12 protein-coding genes are annotated in these 14,173 nt (G+C 67.4%); 3 read left to right on the forward strand and 9 right to left on the reverse strand.

Annotated elements, in window-relative coordinates; all coding sequences use genetic code 11:
* Window positions 1–14: 14 nt before the first annotated feature.
* Window positions 15–899, reverse strand: a complete 885-nt coding sequence (rfbD, locus tag AC51GR_RS17715) for a dTDP-4-dehydrorhamnose reductase (protein WP_496326233.1) — start codon at window positions 897–899, stop codon at window positions 15–17.
* Between the two features lie 356 nt (window positions 900–1,255).
* On the opposite strand from rfbD, the gene AC51GR_RS17720 reads away from it, so the two are divergent.
* On the forward strand, window positions 1,256–2,893 hold the full coding sequence (locus AC51GR_RS17720; RefSeq protein WP_496325965.1) for an LCP family protein: 1,638 nt from the start codon (window positions 1,256–1,258) through the stop codon (window positions 2,891–2,893).
* On the forward strand, window positions 2,893–3,597 hold the full coding sequence (locus AC51GR_RS17725) for a TIGR03089 family protein (protein WP_496325966.1): 705 nt from the start codon (window positions 2,893–2,895) through the stop codon (window positions 3,595–3,597). The genes AC51GR_RS17720 and AC51GR_RS17725 overlap by 1 nt, the downstream gene beginning before the upstream one ends.
* Window positions 3,598–3,623: 26 nt before the next feature.
* Here the strand turns inward: AC51GR_RS17725 and AC51GR_RS17730 are convergent, their stop codons facing one another.
* The 6 genes from AC51GR_RS17730 to AC51GR_RS17755 all read right to left on the reverse strand — a co-directional run bounded on the left by AC51GR_RS17730 (window position 3,624) and on the right by AC51GR_RS17755 (window position 11,257).
* Window positions 3,624–4,688 carry an Rv2578c family radical SAM protein gene (locus AC51GR_RS17730; protein ID WP_496325967.1) on the reverse strand — a complete coding sequence of 355 codons (1,065 nt, stop codon included), beginning with the start codon at window positions 4,686–4,688 and terminating at the stop codon, window positions 3,624–3,626.
* A gap of 54 nt (window positions 4,689–4,742) precedes the next feature.
* Window positions 4,743–7,202, reverse strand: a complete 2,460-nt coding sequence (locus AC51GR_RS17735) for an FtsX-like permease family protein (RefSeq protein WP_496325968.1) — start codon at window positions 7,200–7,202, stop codon at window positions 4,743–4,745.
* Window positions 7,202–7,960 carry an ABC transporter ATP-binding protein gene (locus tag AC51GR_RS17740; protein ID WP_496325969.1) on the reverse strand — a complete coding sequence of 253 codons (759 nt, stop codon included), beginning with the start codon at window positions 7,958–7,960 and terminating at the stop codon, window positions 7,202–7,204. Before AC51GR_RS17740 ends, AC51GR_RS17735 begins: the two co-directional genes overlap by 1 nt.
* Window positions 7,961–8,103: 143 nt before the next feature.
* Window positions 8,104–8,820: a response regulator transcription factor gene (locus AC51GR_RS17745; RefSeq protein WP_496325970.1), complete on the reverse strand. Its 717-nt coding sequence runs from the start codon at window positions 8,818–8,820 to the stop codon at window positions 8,104–8,106.
* Window positions 8,817–10,019, reverse strand: coding sequence for a sensor histidine kinase (locus AC51GR_RS17750; protein ID WP_496325971.1), 1,203 nt, complete (start codon window positions 10,017–10,019; stop codon window positions 8,817–8,819). Before AC51GR_RS17750 ends, AC51GR_RS17745 begins: the two co-directional genes overlap by 4 nt.
* A 77-nt stretch (window positions 10,020–10,096) precedes the next feature.
* Window positions 10,097–11,257 carry an acyl-CoA dehydrogenase gene (locus tag AC51GR_RS17755; protein ID WP_496325972.1) on the reverse strand — a complete coding sequence of 387 codons (1,161 nt, stop codon included), beginning with the start codon at window positions 11,255–11,257 and terminating at the stop codon, window positions 10,097–10,099.
* Window positions 11,258–11,426: 169 nt separating this feature from the next.
* Here AC51GR_RS17755 and AC51GR_RS17760 point away from each other — a divergent pair, with 169 nt between their 5' ends.
* Complete coding sequence (locus AC51GR_RS17760; protein WP_496325973.1) at window positions 11,427–12,254, forward strand: dienelactone hydrolase family protein; 828 nt, start codon at window positions 11,427–11,429, stop codon at window positions 12,252–12,254.
* Window positions 12,255–12,276: 22 nt separating this feature from the next.
* Here the strand turns inward: AC51GR_RS17760 and purE are convergent, their stop codons facing one another.
* Window positions 12,277–12,810 carry a 5-(carboxyamino)imidazole ribonucleotide mutase gene (gene purE / locus AC51GR_RS17765; protein WP_496325974.1) on the reverse strand — a complete coding sequence of 178 codons (534 nt, stop codon included), beginning with the start codon at window positions 12,808–12,810 and terminating at the stop codon, window positions 12,277–12,279.
* Window positions 12,794–14,143, reverse strand: coding sequence for a 5-(carboxyamino)imidazole ribonucleotide synthase (locus AC51GR_RS17770; RefSeq protein WP_496325975.1), 1,350 nt, complete (start codon window positions 14,141–14,143; stop codon window positions 12,794–12,796). Before AC51GR_RS17770 ends, purE begins: the two co-directional genes overlap by 17 nt.
* Window positions 14,144–14,173: the final 30 nt, after the last annotated feature.

Consider the following 14,173-nt stretch of genomic DNA (forward strand, 5'->3'; position numbering starts at 1 on the left):
GCCCTGCCCGCCGGTCAAGCGCGGACCGCGGCGGCCAGAGCCGAGCGCCAGTCCCGCAGGGGTGTCAATCCGGCCTTCTGCCAGGACTGACCGGACAACACCGAGTACGCCGGACGTGGCGCCGGGCGCGGGAAGGCTTCCGACGTGGTGGGCAGCACCCGCGCCGGGTCGGCGCCGATCTCCGCGAAAACGGCCTGTGCCAGGTCGAACCAGCTGCAACTGCCGGCGTTCGTGGCGTGCAGGATCGTTCCGGTCGCCGGTGACCCGCCGGCGCAGATCTGTGCGGCGAGCTGCAGCAGACCGTCGGCCAGGTCCGCCGAGTAGGTCGGTGATCCGACCTGGTCGGTCACCACCGACACCGTGTCGCGTTCGCCCTCGAGGCGGCGCATGGTCGCGACGAAGTCATTGCAGCCGGGCGCGCCGGTGTACACCCACGCCGTGCGGACCACGGTGGCCGACGGGTCGCCGGCGCGGACCGCGACCTCTCCGGCGAGCTTGGTCTGGCCGTAGACCGACTTGGGTCCGGTCGGATCGTCCGGTTCCATCGGACGGTCGGCGACACCGGTGAAGACGTAGTCGGTCGAGATGTGGATCAGGTGGGCGCCGGTATAGGCGGTCAGGGCCGCCAGGTTGGCGGGCCCGGTGACGTTGATCGCGTGGGCGCGGTCCCGATCCGTCTCGGCGGCGTCGACGGCGGTATAGGCAGCGCAGTTGATGACCACGTCGTCCGGTCCGAGACCGCCCAGCACGGAATCCACCGCCACCGGGTCCGTGATGTCCAGATCTGCCGAGGTCAGAGGGCGTACGAGAGCGCCCCCCTGAACACGTAACCGGCTGCCCAACTGACCGCCGCCACCCGTCACCACCACAGATCCCAATTGCCTTTGCATACGGACCATCATGTCCGGTTCGGTCGGGCTCCGCGCATCGAGGCCCGATTCACCAACGTGAACAACATCATCACGGGCGCGCCGGTACAGCTCCGGCGACGGCGTGACATTCGCACGTAGCATTGCAAAAGTCGAACTGGCGGTCCGCGTTCACAGCGCGCCGCCAGAGCATTGCCCGTACCTGCTCGACCCCAGCACAGAGACTAGGAGCGCCGCCCGCCGTGGACCGTCCCTCTTCGGATCGACCGTCAGGTGAGCGTCGCAGCGGATCACCGCGCGAAGGCCGCCCACAACGCGCCGCTTCGGACCAGCCCGTTCCGCCGGGTGGGCGCCGGCGCGCCTCGCCGACCGATCCTCGGGACGCAGTGCCCCCCGAACAGCGACGGCCCCGGCGCCGACAGGACGACGTCGATCGCCCCCGGCGACCGTTGCGCGAGGGGGCCGGCGAGCCACCACAGAAGGCCCGCAGAGGCCGCCCCACCACACCCGACGGTCGTCGGCCGAAGGCGGCTCCCCCGACATCGGACACCCCGGTCACGGGTGAGACCGTCGAGGACAACAAGCCGGCCCGTTCGATCACCCGGATCGCGGTGGCCGCGGTCTCGGTCGCCGTTCTGGTGGCGACCGGATTCGCCTGGAACCAGATGACCAACCTCGAGAACAGCATCACCAAGCTCGACGGTTTGAGCCTGGGCAGCGGCAAGGACGGCGCCGTCGACATCTTGATGGTCGGCACCGACTCCCGCACCGACGCCCGCGGCAACCCTCTCTCGGAGAAGGAACTGGCGCAGCTGCACTCCGCCGCCGATGTCGGCACCAACACCGACACGATCCTGCTCATCCGGATCCCCAACGACGGATCCTCGGCCACGGCGATCTCGATTCCCCGCGACTCGTACGTCGACGTCCCCGGTGTCGGGATGACCAAGATCAACTCCGCGTACGGCTCCGCCAAGGAGGAACGACGGGGCGAGCTGGTCAACGACGGTATGGATCTCGAGGAAGCCGACAAGAAGTCGGTGGAGGCCGGACGCGACGCCCTGATCGACACCGTCACCGATCTCACCGGCGTCGAGGTCGACCACTACGCCGAAATCGGCCTGCTCGGATTCGTCCTGCTCACCAACGCGGTCGGTGGAGTCGACGTCTGTCTCAAAGCGCCCGTCTCCGAACCTTTCTCGGGTGCCGACTTCCCCGCCGGAGAGCAGACCCTGGACGGATCGCAGGCCCTGAGTTTTGTCCGTCAGCGCCACGACCTGCCACGCGGCGACCTCGACCGCATCGTGCGCCAACAGGTCTTCATGGCGTCGCTGGCACAGAAGGTCCTCTCCGCCGGCACCCTGTCGAGCCCCGGCAAACTGTCCGACCTGCAGGACGCGGTGTCGCGGTCGGTGGTGATCGACCAGAACTGGGACGTCATCAAGTTCGTCGAGCAGCTCAAGGATCTGTCCGGGGGCCGCGTCCAGTTCGCCACCATCCCGGTGGTCACGGAACAGGGCTGGAGCGACGACGGACTGCAGAGTGTGGTCGAGGTCGACCCGGCCGCGGTCAAGACCTTCACCGCCGGTTTGCTCGGCGACAAGGACGCCTCCGGCAAGACCACGTTTGTGGCCGCCGACTACACCGTCGACGTCATCAACACCGGCACGGTCGACGGACTGGCCACCAACGTCTCGCGGATCGTCGCCGGTAAGGGATACCTCCCCGGCGAGACGGGTAACGACCTCGACGACACCGTCGAGAGCCGGGTACTCGCGGCGGACGCCGACGACTCGGGCGCGAAGGCCGTGGCCAAGGACCTCGGTGGACTGCAGATCGTCGCCGATCCGTCGCTGCCGCCGAACACGGTGCGGGTCCTGCTGACCGACAGCTACACCGGACCGGGTTCGATCAATGACTCCGGCTCACCGGAGCCCCGGGAATCCACCGGCGACACCGCACCCCCTGCCCCAGCCGCCCCTCGAATCACCGCCGGTGGAACCGGCCCGGAGTGTGTCAATTGATGACCCTTGCAGACGCCGCCCTGAGTCCGGCGCTGACCAGAGACGGCACCCAGCCGCTCCTGACCTACTACAACGACGCCACCGGTGAACGGACCGAACTGTCCGGTCTGACCGCTGCCAACTGGGCGGCCAAGACCGCGAACATGATTCGCGACGAGTTCGGATTGATACCAGGAGATGTCGTGGCCGTCGATCTGCCCGCACACTGGCAGACCGCCGGGGTTCTGCTCGGCGCGTGGTGGGCCGGAATGCACGTACGCCTGGGATACAGCGACGATGCGGCACTGGCGTTCTGCTCGATGGACACCCTCGACACGATGGAGCAGGCGCCCGAGATCGCAGTGGTCTCGCTCGACCCGTTCGGGATGCCGATGCGTGATCTGCCGATCGGCCTGACCGACTATGCGGCATCGGTGCGGGTACACGGCGACCAGTTCCGTCCGGGTGGACCGGCCGATCCGGCTCTCGACGATCGAACCGTGGCGCAGATCGTCTCTGCGGCCACCGCTTCTGCCGCCGATCTCGGCATCGGGGCGGGCTCACGGGTCATGACCACGGGAACCTGGGACACCACCGACCACCTGATCACCAATCTGCTGATGCCACTGGTCGCCGGCGGTTCGCTGGTGCAGGTGGCCCATCCCGACGACGACAAGCTGGCCGCGCGGGTCACCACGGAGAAGGTCACCATCACGCTGGTCTGACCCGGGTCCGGCTGAACCGAGCGCGTTCAGAACAGCGTGGGCTCTGGCTCGTTCGCCGGCGCGGGTGCCGACGCCGCGCCCCGAAGGGGGTTGTGCGCGACGTCCCCGGAAACATCGTCCGGAGTCGCGGAGAGTCCATGCTTCTCGATCAGCGGAGCCGTGCGGTCGCGCAGCCACCGCTGGTATTCCGGCGCCGGATAGGCCCCGCGCCCGTAGATCTGGCGGTAGCTCTTCATCAGTGCCGGATGGTTCTCGCCGAGCCACGTCAGATACCAGTTCCGCGTGGGGCCACGCAGATGCATCGGGAATGCGGTCACCGAGGTGGCGCCGGCGGAGGCCAGCGCTCCGAACAATTCATCGAGTGCCCCGCGCGAATCGGTCAGCTGCGGCAGGATCGGCGCAGCCATCACGTGGCAATCCAATCCGGCGTCACGGACTGCGGTGATCAGGTCCAGTCGGGCCCGGGCCGACGGGGCGCCGGGCTCGACCTGCTTACGCAGGTCTTCGTCGAGCAACGCCAACGAGATCCCGATCGACACCGGAACCTTCTGCGCCGCAAGCGACAACAGCGGCAGGTCGCGCCGCAGCAGTGTCCCCTTGGTGAGGATCGACATCGGCGTCCCGGAATCGGCCAGCGCGCCGATGATCCCCGGCATCAGCCGATAGCGTCCTTCAGCCCGGTGGTACGGGTCGGAGTTGGTGCCGAGTGCCACCGGTTCCCGCTTCCAGCCCCTGCGCGAGAGCTCTTTACGCAAGACCGCGGCCACATTCATCTTCACCACGATCTGGGTGTCGAAGTCGCGTCCGGCGTCGAGATCGAGGTACTCGTGTGTCCCCCGCGCGAAGCAGTACACGCATTGGTGCAGGCATCCTCGCATCGGATTGATGGTCCACCGAAACGGAGCCTGCGACGCCTCGGGCACCTTGTTGAGTGCGCTCTTGCAGAGGACTTCGTGGAATGTCACACCGTCGAAGTCAGGCGTCTGTACCGATCTGACCAGACCGGCCCGCTCCAGTCCCGGTAGGGCCGGAGCGGCCGAGTCCTCACCCGCTTCGGGTTCGGCGTCGAGGAGTTGCCCGTCCCATCGCATGTGACCAGTCGAACATCCGTTCTATTCGATGTCAAGTCCTGAACACCCCAGATGTCACAGTGCGGCAGCCGGATCCGCCCGCAGCGCCTGCCGGGCCGGCAGCGCCGCGGCGAGGAGACCGGCCATCCCACCGATCACCACGATCCCCACCAGTACGCCCCAGGGCATATCCGGCGCGGCGAAGCGGTCGGGTCCGAGCACCGCGGCCGCGCCGGCCAGACCGTATCCGGTTCCCAGGGCCACACCCACGGCCGAGGCCACCGCGGCGATCGTCGCGGCCTCCCCCAGCAACATGGCCGCGACCCCGCGGCGGCTGAGCCCGACCACCCGCAGCAGCGCGTTCTCCCGTCGACGCTCGATCACCGACAGCGCCATCGTGTTCCCCACCCCGATCAGAGCCACCACCACCGCGACGGCCAACAGTGCCAACACGATTCGCAGGACGAGTGTGACGACCTCGTCCAGTTGCTGCGCGATCTCGGCACCACCGGAAAATGTCGCGTCCGGCGCGCTGCCCGCGACCAGATCACGCAGCGCGGTGACAACCCGTTCCCCCTCGGCGCCGACCGAGTCGAGCCGGATCGCGAGTCCGGTGGGCACGGGCGCCGCGCGCACGACGTCCCGGTCCGCGAAGGAACCGCTCTCGCCGTCGACCACCGTCATCATCCGGTTCAGGCCACCGGCCATCACCGAAACCTGCTGCCCCACCGCGACACCCACGAGCGACCGGTCTTCGGGCTCCACCGCGATCTCATCCGGGGACGGGGCCCGGTCACTGCGCATGACCTGTTGTAAGTGCACCGGATCCACGGCGCCCACCGCCAGCGGGACGCCGTTCACCATGATGTCCGTGCGGGTCACCGTGACCGCGCCGGCCACGCCCGGCGTCTTCCTGATCGCGTTGACGAGTTCACCGGACAGTGGCGAACCCGAGGAGACGATCAGGTCGACCGGGTGCATATCGGAGATGAGTGCGGTGGCGCTCGACCGGACCGTCTGTGCACCGGTCACCATCATGGTGGTCAGCGTGATCCCGATGATCAACGCCGATGCCGTGGCCGCTGTCCGGCGCGGTGACCTGCCGGCATTCGCGGCCGCGAGTTCGGCAACCGGGCCGGCCGCGGTCCGCCGAAGGGCCCGCGCGCCGACAAGACCGACGCTGCGGATCAGCGGCGGGAACACCACGACGCCGGCCTGCATCACCGCCAGAAATGTCATCGCACCTCCGACACCGGCCACCACACCTGATCCGAGGACGAGTCCGAGTACCAGGGTCGAACCACCCGCGATCCCGAGTACCCCGGCGCACCACAGGCGAACAACCGGCCTCCCGCCGCCCGCCGCGCTCTCGTCACCGGTGGCGAATGCGGCCAGTGGCGGGATCCTGGTGGCCGAACGGACCGGTACCGAGGCGGCCACCAGCGTCATCACCACTCCGAGCAGGAGCGGCACCACCGTCGCCGCGAGCGGGATCGACAGGTCGGTCAGCGGTATCGCAGCACCCGTCATCCGGACGATCGCCGTGGCCGCGGCCGCCCCTCCGATGCCGAGCACCACACCGCCTGCCGCGGCGACCACGCCCAGGACCAGGGCCTCCAGCCGCACCACAGCACGCACCTGCGACACCTCGGCACCGATGCAACGCAACAGCGCCAGCTCACGGGTACGCGAAGAGACCAGCACCGCAAAGGTATTGGAGATGACCAGGCAGGCCACCAGGGCGGTGATGGCGGCGAAGCCCAACAGGACGGTGGCCAACAGATCGTTCTCGCCGGTATATCGGGCCAGAACCCTGTCGGCGGCCTCGGTTCCGGTGACCACCTCGGCGCCGGGTACCGGCGCGACCTGTGCCCGGAGGGTGCCGAGAACGACAACGGGATCAGCGGATCCGTCGAAGGCGATCCGGATGACCACATCCTGGGCCCGCTCGTCCGCCCGTCCGGGAGCGACCGCCGACACCGCTTCCGGGGACCCGAAGAGTTGCGTGGGGCCGGCCGCCGCGCCATCGGATCTCAGCAACCCCACCACAGTCATCTCGGTGGCGACCCGGTCGGCGCCCGCGCCGACATCGGGCCGGACATAGAGCCGTTGTCCGAGCGCGAAATTCGATCCCGCGTAGGCCACCACCTGCGACGGCCCCTTGGGCATCAGTCCGACCGAGAGTTGTTGCCGGCGGAGCCCCTCATCGCGCGCCATCGTGCCGAGGTTCACCTGGTTGTACGACTTGTCGCCGCTGGTCACACTGACCAGACGCTCCCGGTCGAGCGCCACCGCAGCGACACCGGGCACGGCGGCGACCTGCGAGGTGGTGCGTTCGGCGAACTCGCCCGGGACCAGGACCGCGGCGTCGACGCCGGAGAACTGCCCGGCAACCGAATCCCGCATCGACGCGGTGGCGCTCGCCGTCAGCGTCAACGTCGCTGCCACGAACGCGACGGAGGACACCACTGCCAGAGCCGAGGCCACATACCGGCCCCGGTGCATCCGCATCTGCGCCAGAACAAACGCCCTCATCACAACCCACCGGCCGTCCGCGCTGCTGCCGGACCAAGCCGAACCATCGAGTCGAGAACGGAATCCGCAGTGGGTGAATCGATGTGATCGACCAGTCGCCCATCTGCCATCACCAAGACCTGATCGCAGTAGCTCGCCGCGACCGGATCGTGCGTCACCATGACGATGGTCTGTCCGCCGTGGCGGCTGCTGTCACGCAGCAGGGACAGAACCTGCGCCCCGGACGTGCTGTCGAGGTTGCCGGTGGGCTCATCGGCCAGGACGAGCCGGGGCCGGCCCAGCAGCGCCCGCGCGATCGCGACGCGTTGCTGTTGGCCGCCGGAGAGTTCACTCGGCCTGTGGTCGAGGCGATCTGCGATGCCGAGCACGTCGACGAGTTCGTCGAACCAGGCCTGATCGGGTGTGCGCCGATCAAGGGTCAGTGGCAGGACGATGTTGGCTCGGGCGGTCAGTGCCGGCAGCAGATTGAACGCCTGGAAGACGAAGCCGAGTTCCCTGCGCCGCAGCCGCGTTCGCTCGGAGTCGCCGCTGTGCCCCAGATCCACCTCGCCGATCCGCACCGTTCCCGAGGTCGGGGTGTCGAGTCCGGCCAGGCAATGCATGAGAGTCGATTTTCCCGAACCCGATGGCCCCATGATCGCCGTGAACCGGCCGGCCGGCACCTCGATACTCACATCACGCAGTGCGTGGACCACCGCATCGCCCTGGCCGTACGACTTGCGTACACCTATCGCCCGCGCGGCGACTGCTTCTGACATTGCCCAACCTCCCATTGTCCGCTGCATGGTCAAATGACCTGTCGGACAAACGTATTGCCGAGAGTTGTGCGCAGACATCGGCGCGAAGGCGGATTTGTGCGTCAACCGACCATCAGACCGGGGTCTGATGTCGGCTGATGCGACTACGCGTGCAGCCGGAGAATGTCGTCGATCCCCACCATGCCGGTGCGGAACGCGAACAGCACCACCTGAACCCGGTCGCGGGATCCGGTCTTCGCGAGGATCCGGCCGACGTGCGTTTTCACCGTCGCCAGGGACAGGTGGAAGTCGGCTGCGATCTCGCCGTTCGTCTTGCCGATCGCGATCGCCTGCAGGACTTCGGTTTCGCGCGGGGTGAGGGCATCGATCAGGTCTGCCGGTACCGGCGGTGATGACCACTGCGCCGCCGGTTCCGATCGCCCGGATACGGTTCCGGCCACATGTTCGAGCAGACGCCGCGTCGATCGGGGCGCGATCACGGCGTCACCGGCGTGTACGGTGCGGATCGCCGCGAGTAGTTCTTCGGGCTGGGCATCCTTGAGCAGGAAGCCGCTGGCTCCGGCGGCGATCGCCGCAAAGAGATACTCGTCGGTGTCGAAGGTGGTCAGGATCAGGACCTTCGGCGCCGGGCCACCGGACTCCAGGATCTGCCGGGTCGCCGAGATCCCGTCGACCCCGGGCATCTGGACATCCATGAGCAGGACATCGGCGTCGCATTCGGTCAGACGGGCCAGGGTTTGGGCGCCGTCTGCGGCCTCCATCACCACGGCCATGTCGGGTTGTGAGTTGATGACCATGCCGAAGCCCGCCCGTACCAGCGCCTGATCGTCGACGAGGCCGACCCGGATCGATTCGGTCATCGGGAATCGCCCAACGGAAGGATCGCGCGTACTTCATGGCCGGCTCCGTCCGCGCGGTTGCCGACCTGCAGTGAGCCACCGTGCAATTCAGCGCGTTCCCGCATCCCCAGCACGCCTTTGCCCCCACCGTCGACGACGGCGTCCCCGCGCCCGCGGCCATCGTCTGTGACCGTGATCGTCAATTCCTCATCTCCCCAGTGCAATTCGATGTCGGCGCGGGCTCCATCGCCGGCGTGTTTGAGAATGTTGGTCAGGGATTCCTGGACGACCCGGTAGGCGGTCAGCCCACACCCCGCCGACACGTCGCGGGGTTCACCGATCGTCTGGAACCGGACCGGCAATCCGCCCGACCGCACCGTCGCCACCAGGTCCTCGAGATCGGCGATGCCCGGAATCGCACGGATGTCGCGCGGACCGTCATCTCGCAAGACCCCGAGCAGCGCTCGCATATCCGCCAACGCCTGCCTGCCGTTGTCGGCGATCGTCGCGAGCACCTTGACCGCCACGTCCGGATCCTGCTGGGCCGCATAGCGTCCGCCATCTGCCTGGGCGATAACAACGGTCAGGGTGTGGGCGATGATGTCGTGCATCTCGCGCGCGATGCGGGTGCGTTCACCGACCGCGGCGAGTTCGGCCTCCTGGGCCCGCTCCAGTTCCAGCAGCCGCGCCCGCTCCCGCAATGTCGCGACCTCACGCATCCGCGTCCGGCGCAGCATCCCGACCGCCCACACACCGGCGGCGAACGCGGCCAAGAATGCGGCGTCGACCAGGCTGTAGTCGAATTCCGGTGTTTCCCTGGCAGCGGAGAAGAACCGGCCCGAAGCCGCGACGCCGCCGCATATCCCGAGAACCAACGCGGCGCCGGTGCCCCGGACCGAGCCGTAGGCGGCCATCGAATACAGACCGATCAGCGCGGCCGTACCGACCGCCGGACTCAGGTTCTGGTCAACCGCGACATGTACAAACGAGACACCGGCGATCGCCAGACCGGCGATGTCGGGACTGGTTCGGCGGAACGCCAGCGCCGCACAGGCGATGGCTCCCAGCAGGATCCGCCAGAGAACCCGATCGCCCATCTCTTCCCACAACTCGGGAACGACGGTCAACAGTGCGATGGCACCGGCCAACAGGGTATCGAGCAGGAGACGCCGCGGCTCGGCAAATCTGTGCCAGCGCTCGAGTATCCGCTGGGTGCTCATCTGGCCCAATCTAGTGCCCACCCGCGGTCTGTCGCATCAGACCACGGGTGGACCAGAGAACACCGAAACCGCGGGCGTCAGCGCAGCAGCGCGCGCGACATCACGACGCGCTGGATCTGGTTGGTGCCTTCGTAGATCTGGGTGATCTTTGCATCGCGCATCATCCGCTCGACCGGGAAGTCGCGGGTGTAACCGGCGCCGCCGAAGAGTTGCACCGCGTCGGTGGTGACCTCCATGGCCACATCCGAGGCGAAGCACTTGGCAGCGGCCGAGATGAACCCGAGGTTCTTCTCGCCACGCTCGGCGCGTGCTGCCGAGGTGTAGACCATCAGACGGGCGGCCTCCACCTTCATCGCCATGTCGGCGAGCATGAACTCCACACCCTGGAAGGTGCTGATCGACTTGCCGAACTGCTTACGGTCCTTGGTGTAGGCGATCGCCTGATCCAACGCGCCCTGTGCGATACCGACGGCCTGTGCACCGATGGTCGGGCGGGTGTGGTCGAGGGTCTCGAGCGCGGTCTTGAAACCGGTGCCCGGCTCGCCGATGATGCGGTCACCCGGGATGGTGCAGTTCTCGAAGTACAGCTCGGCGGTCGGCGAACCCTTGATGCCGAGCTTCTTCTCCAGCGGCCCGACGGTGAAGCCGGGGTCGTCCTTGTGGACGATGAACGAGGAGATGCCGTTGGCGCCCTTGTCGGGATCGGTGACGGCCATGACGGTGTACCAGGTGGACTTACCACCGTTGGTGATCCAGCATTTGGATCCGTTGAGCACCCAGTCGTCGCCGACCGCCTTGGCGCGGGTCTTCATCGAGGCGGCGTCGGAACCCGCTTCACGCTCGGAGAGCGCGTAGGAAGCCATCGCCTCGCCGCTGGCAAGGGTCGGCAGGACCTGCCGCTTGAGCTCCTCGGAGCCCTTGAGGATCAACCCCATCGTGCCGAGCTTGTTCACGGCCGGGATCAGCGAGGACGATGCGCACACCCGGGCGACCTCTTCGATCACGATGCATGCCGCGACCGAGTCACCGCCCTGGCCGTCGTATTCCTCGGGCACGTGGATGGCGTTGAATCCCGAGGCGGTCAGCGCGGTGAGGGCCTCTTCCGGGAAGCGCGACTTCTCATCGACGTCCGCCGCGTGCGGTTCGATCTCCTTTTCCGAAAGCGCCCGGATCGCGGAACGCAGCTCATCGTGCTCTTCAGCGAGCTTGAACAGATCGAAGTCGGGATTGCCGGCCATCAGAACACTCCTAGTAGGCGCCAGTGCGATTTTCCTTCGCCGCAATTCTAATACCGGCGATAGATTCAGTTACTGCCGGGTAACTGAAGTCTGTTCGAGCCCCACCGGGCAGCGCCGAAAGCTAGCCTTGGGCGCACCCGAGGACCGGCTGTCGAAAGGCGATCATCAGATGAGCGAACAGACCTCACCGGCAGCTGCACTCTCCGATTTCGAGATGACCGATTTCACGCACTTCGGCGAGACCAGGACCATCTACCGGCGCGGGCGCGGGCCCGCGGTCATCATCGTCGCCGAAATGCCGGGCATCACGCCGAAGGTGCTCGACTTCGCTCGCAAGGTATCCGAGATCGGCTGCACCGCAGTACTTCCCAGCCTTTTCGGAATCGATGGGCTGGATCCGAACAACTCCGGACCCGCAGACCTGGCGAAAATGGCCGCAACGCTCGTCCCGACCTGCATCAGCAGCGAGTTCACCACTCTGGCAACCGGGAAGTCCTCACCTGTCGTCACCTGGCTACGCGCCCTCGCCGCCCACGAACACACTCGTTGCGGTGGGCCCGGCGTCGGCGCGATCGGCATGTGTTTCACCGGCGGATTCGCATTGGCGATGGCCACCGACGACCGGCTGCTGGCACCCGTGCTGGCCCAGCCGTCGCTGCCTTTTCGGCCGGTCAACGCACTGGCCGGCAACATCGACATCTCGCCCGAAGAACTCGAGACCGTCAAGCGGCGATGCGCGAACGGACTTCAGGTGCTCGGCGTCCGATTCAAAGGCGACCGCATCTGTCCCCCACGACGCTTCGAATACCTGCGCAGAGAACTCGGCGATGCGTTCGTGGCGATCGAACTCGACGACAGTGCGGCCGGGCCGTCGCCGATGCCACCGCACTCGCCCTTGACCGAGCACCTCATCGACGAGCCCGGCCAACCCACGCGGCAGGCGCTCGACGACGTACTCGACCTGTTCCGTCGACGTTTGATCACCGGGTCGAGTTGATTTGGGCGAGTGTCGTTCGGCGCTATCCGCCGAGCAGATTCTCCTGCAACGCTTGATCTTTCGCCAGGACCATGTCGTGCAGATCGGCCTGGAACCGTTCCATCCTGACCCGCAGAGCCGGATCGGACGCGGCCAGGATGCGCACAGCCAGCAGGCCGGCATTGCGCGCCCCACCGATCGACACGGTGGCCACCGGTACCCCGGCGGGCATCTGCACGATCGACAGCAGAGAATCCATGCCGTCGAGATACTTGAGCGGCACCGGCACACCGATGACCGGCAGCGGGGTTGCCGACGCCACCATGCCGGGCAGGTGGGCGGCGCCACCGGCGCCGGCGATGATCACCGAAAGGCCGCGACCGGCAGCATCTCTGGCGTAGTCGAGCATGCGTTGCGGTGTGCGGTGCGCCGAGATGACGCCGACCTCGAATCGGACCCCGAACTCAGCGAGCGCCTCGGCGGCGGCCTCCATCGTCGGCCAGTCGGAATCACTGCCCATGATCAGGCCGACACGCGGCCCCGAGGCCGCCCCTGCAGTTTCACTCACCGTGCACATCCCATCCATCTGTCCAGATCCCGGTCGACATCCAGTGTGCCGCCCGTTCGGCGATCTCCCGCACGCGTGCCACATCGGCCGGGTCGTCGATGTCGTCCGACGCCGCGCCGAGCACATTGATGTGCCCGATCTTGCGGTCCGGCCGCTCGCCCTTGCCGTAGAGGTGCACCTTGGCCTGCGGAATCCGGGCGAACAGGTGATGCAGCCGTTCGTCCATGGACATCTCCGGCGCCTCCTCGGCCCCGAGGATGTTCGCCATCACGGTGATCGGCGCGAGGGTGCCGGTGTCACCGAGCGGGTAATCGAGCACGGCTCGCAGATGCTGTTCGAACTGCCCGGTCACCGCGCCGTCCATGCTCCAGTGACCACTGTTGTGCGGACGCATCGCCAGCTCGTTCACCAGCAGGTCGCCATCGCGCGTCTCGAACAACTCCACCGCCATCACACCGACGACACCCAATTCGGCGGCGAGCGACAACGCCAGGCGCTGCGCCTGTGCCGCGACGTCGGCGTCCAAGGAGGGTGCCGGCGCGATCACGACGGCACACTGACCCTTGCGCTGCACGGTTTCGACGACCGGCCAGACCGCACCCTGCCCGAAGGGCGAGCGCCCGACCATCGCGGACAGTTCCCGACGTAGCGCCACCTTCTGCTCGGCCATCAGTGCGGTTCCCTCGGGTGCCTTCGCCAGGACCTCGAGCGCCTGTTCCCGATTCTCGATCAGCCAGACACCCCGCCCGTCGTAGCCGCCGCGGATCGCCTTGAGGACGATCTCCCAGTGATGTCGGTCACCGAATTCGATGAGCGCAGCCTGCAGATCGGGGCCGGCCAATTCGACGTAATCGGGAATCGGCGCGCCGAGCGAGGCCAGTTTGCGGCGCATCTTCAGTTTGTCCTGGGCGTAGATCAACGCCGTCGGCGGCGGCAGGACCTTGACGCCTTCGGAGACCAGAACCTCGAGAAGTTCTACGGGTACACCTTCGTGGTCGAAGGTCAGCGCATGGGAGCCCGCAGCGGCGGCCCGGAGATCGTCGAGGTCGGTGTGTGAACCCACAACCAGGTCGGGGGTCACCTGACCGGCGGGTTCGTCGGCGGAGGCGGCCAGAACCCGCAGCCGCTGTCCGAGCGCGATCGCTGCCTGATGGGTCATCCGGGCGAGCTGACCGCCACCGATCATGGTCACCACCGGCATGCCCGAGGCCGCCGCGGTCCGGCTTCCGCTCGCCGCGGTCCCGCGTCCTGCCGATGCCGGGGCGGGCGCCGGCGGAACCGTTGCCACGATCGATTCGGGGGCTGGGTTTCGATCACTCGTCACGGCTACCAATCGTGTCATGTTCGGACCTCGATGGATGACACGGGCAGC

The organism is Williamsia sp. z71 (assembly GCF_059553375.1).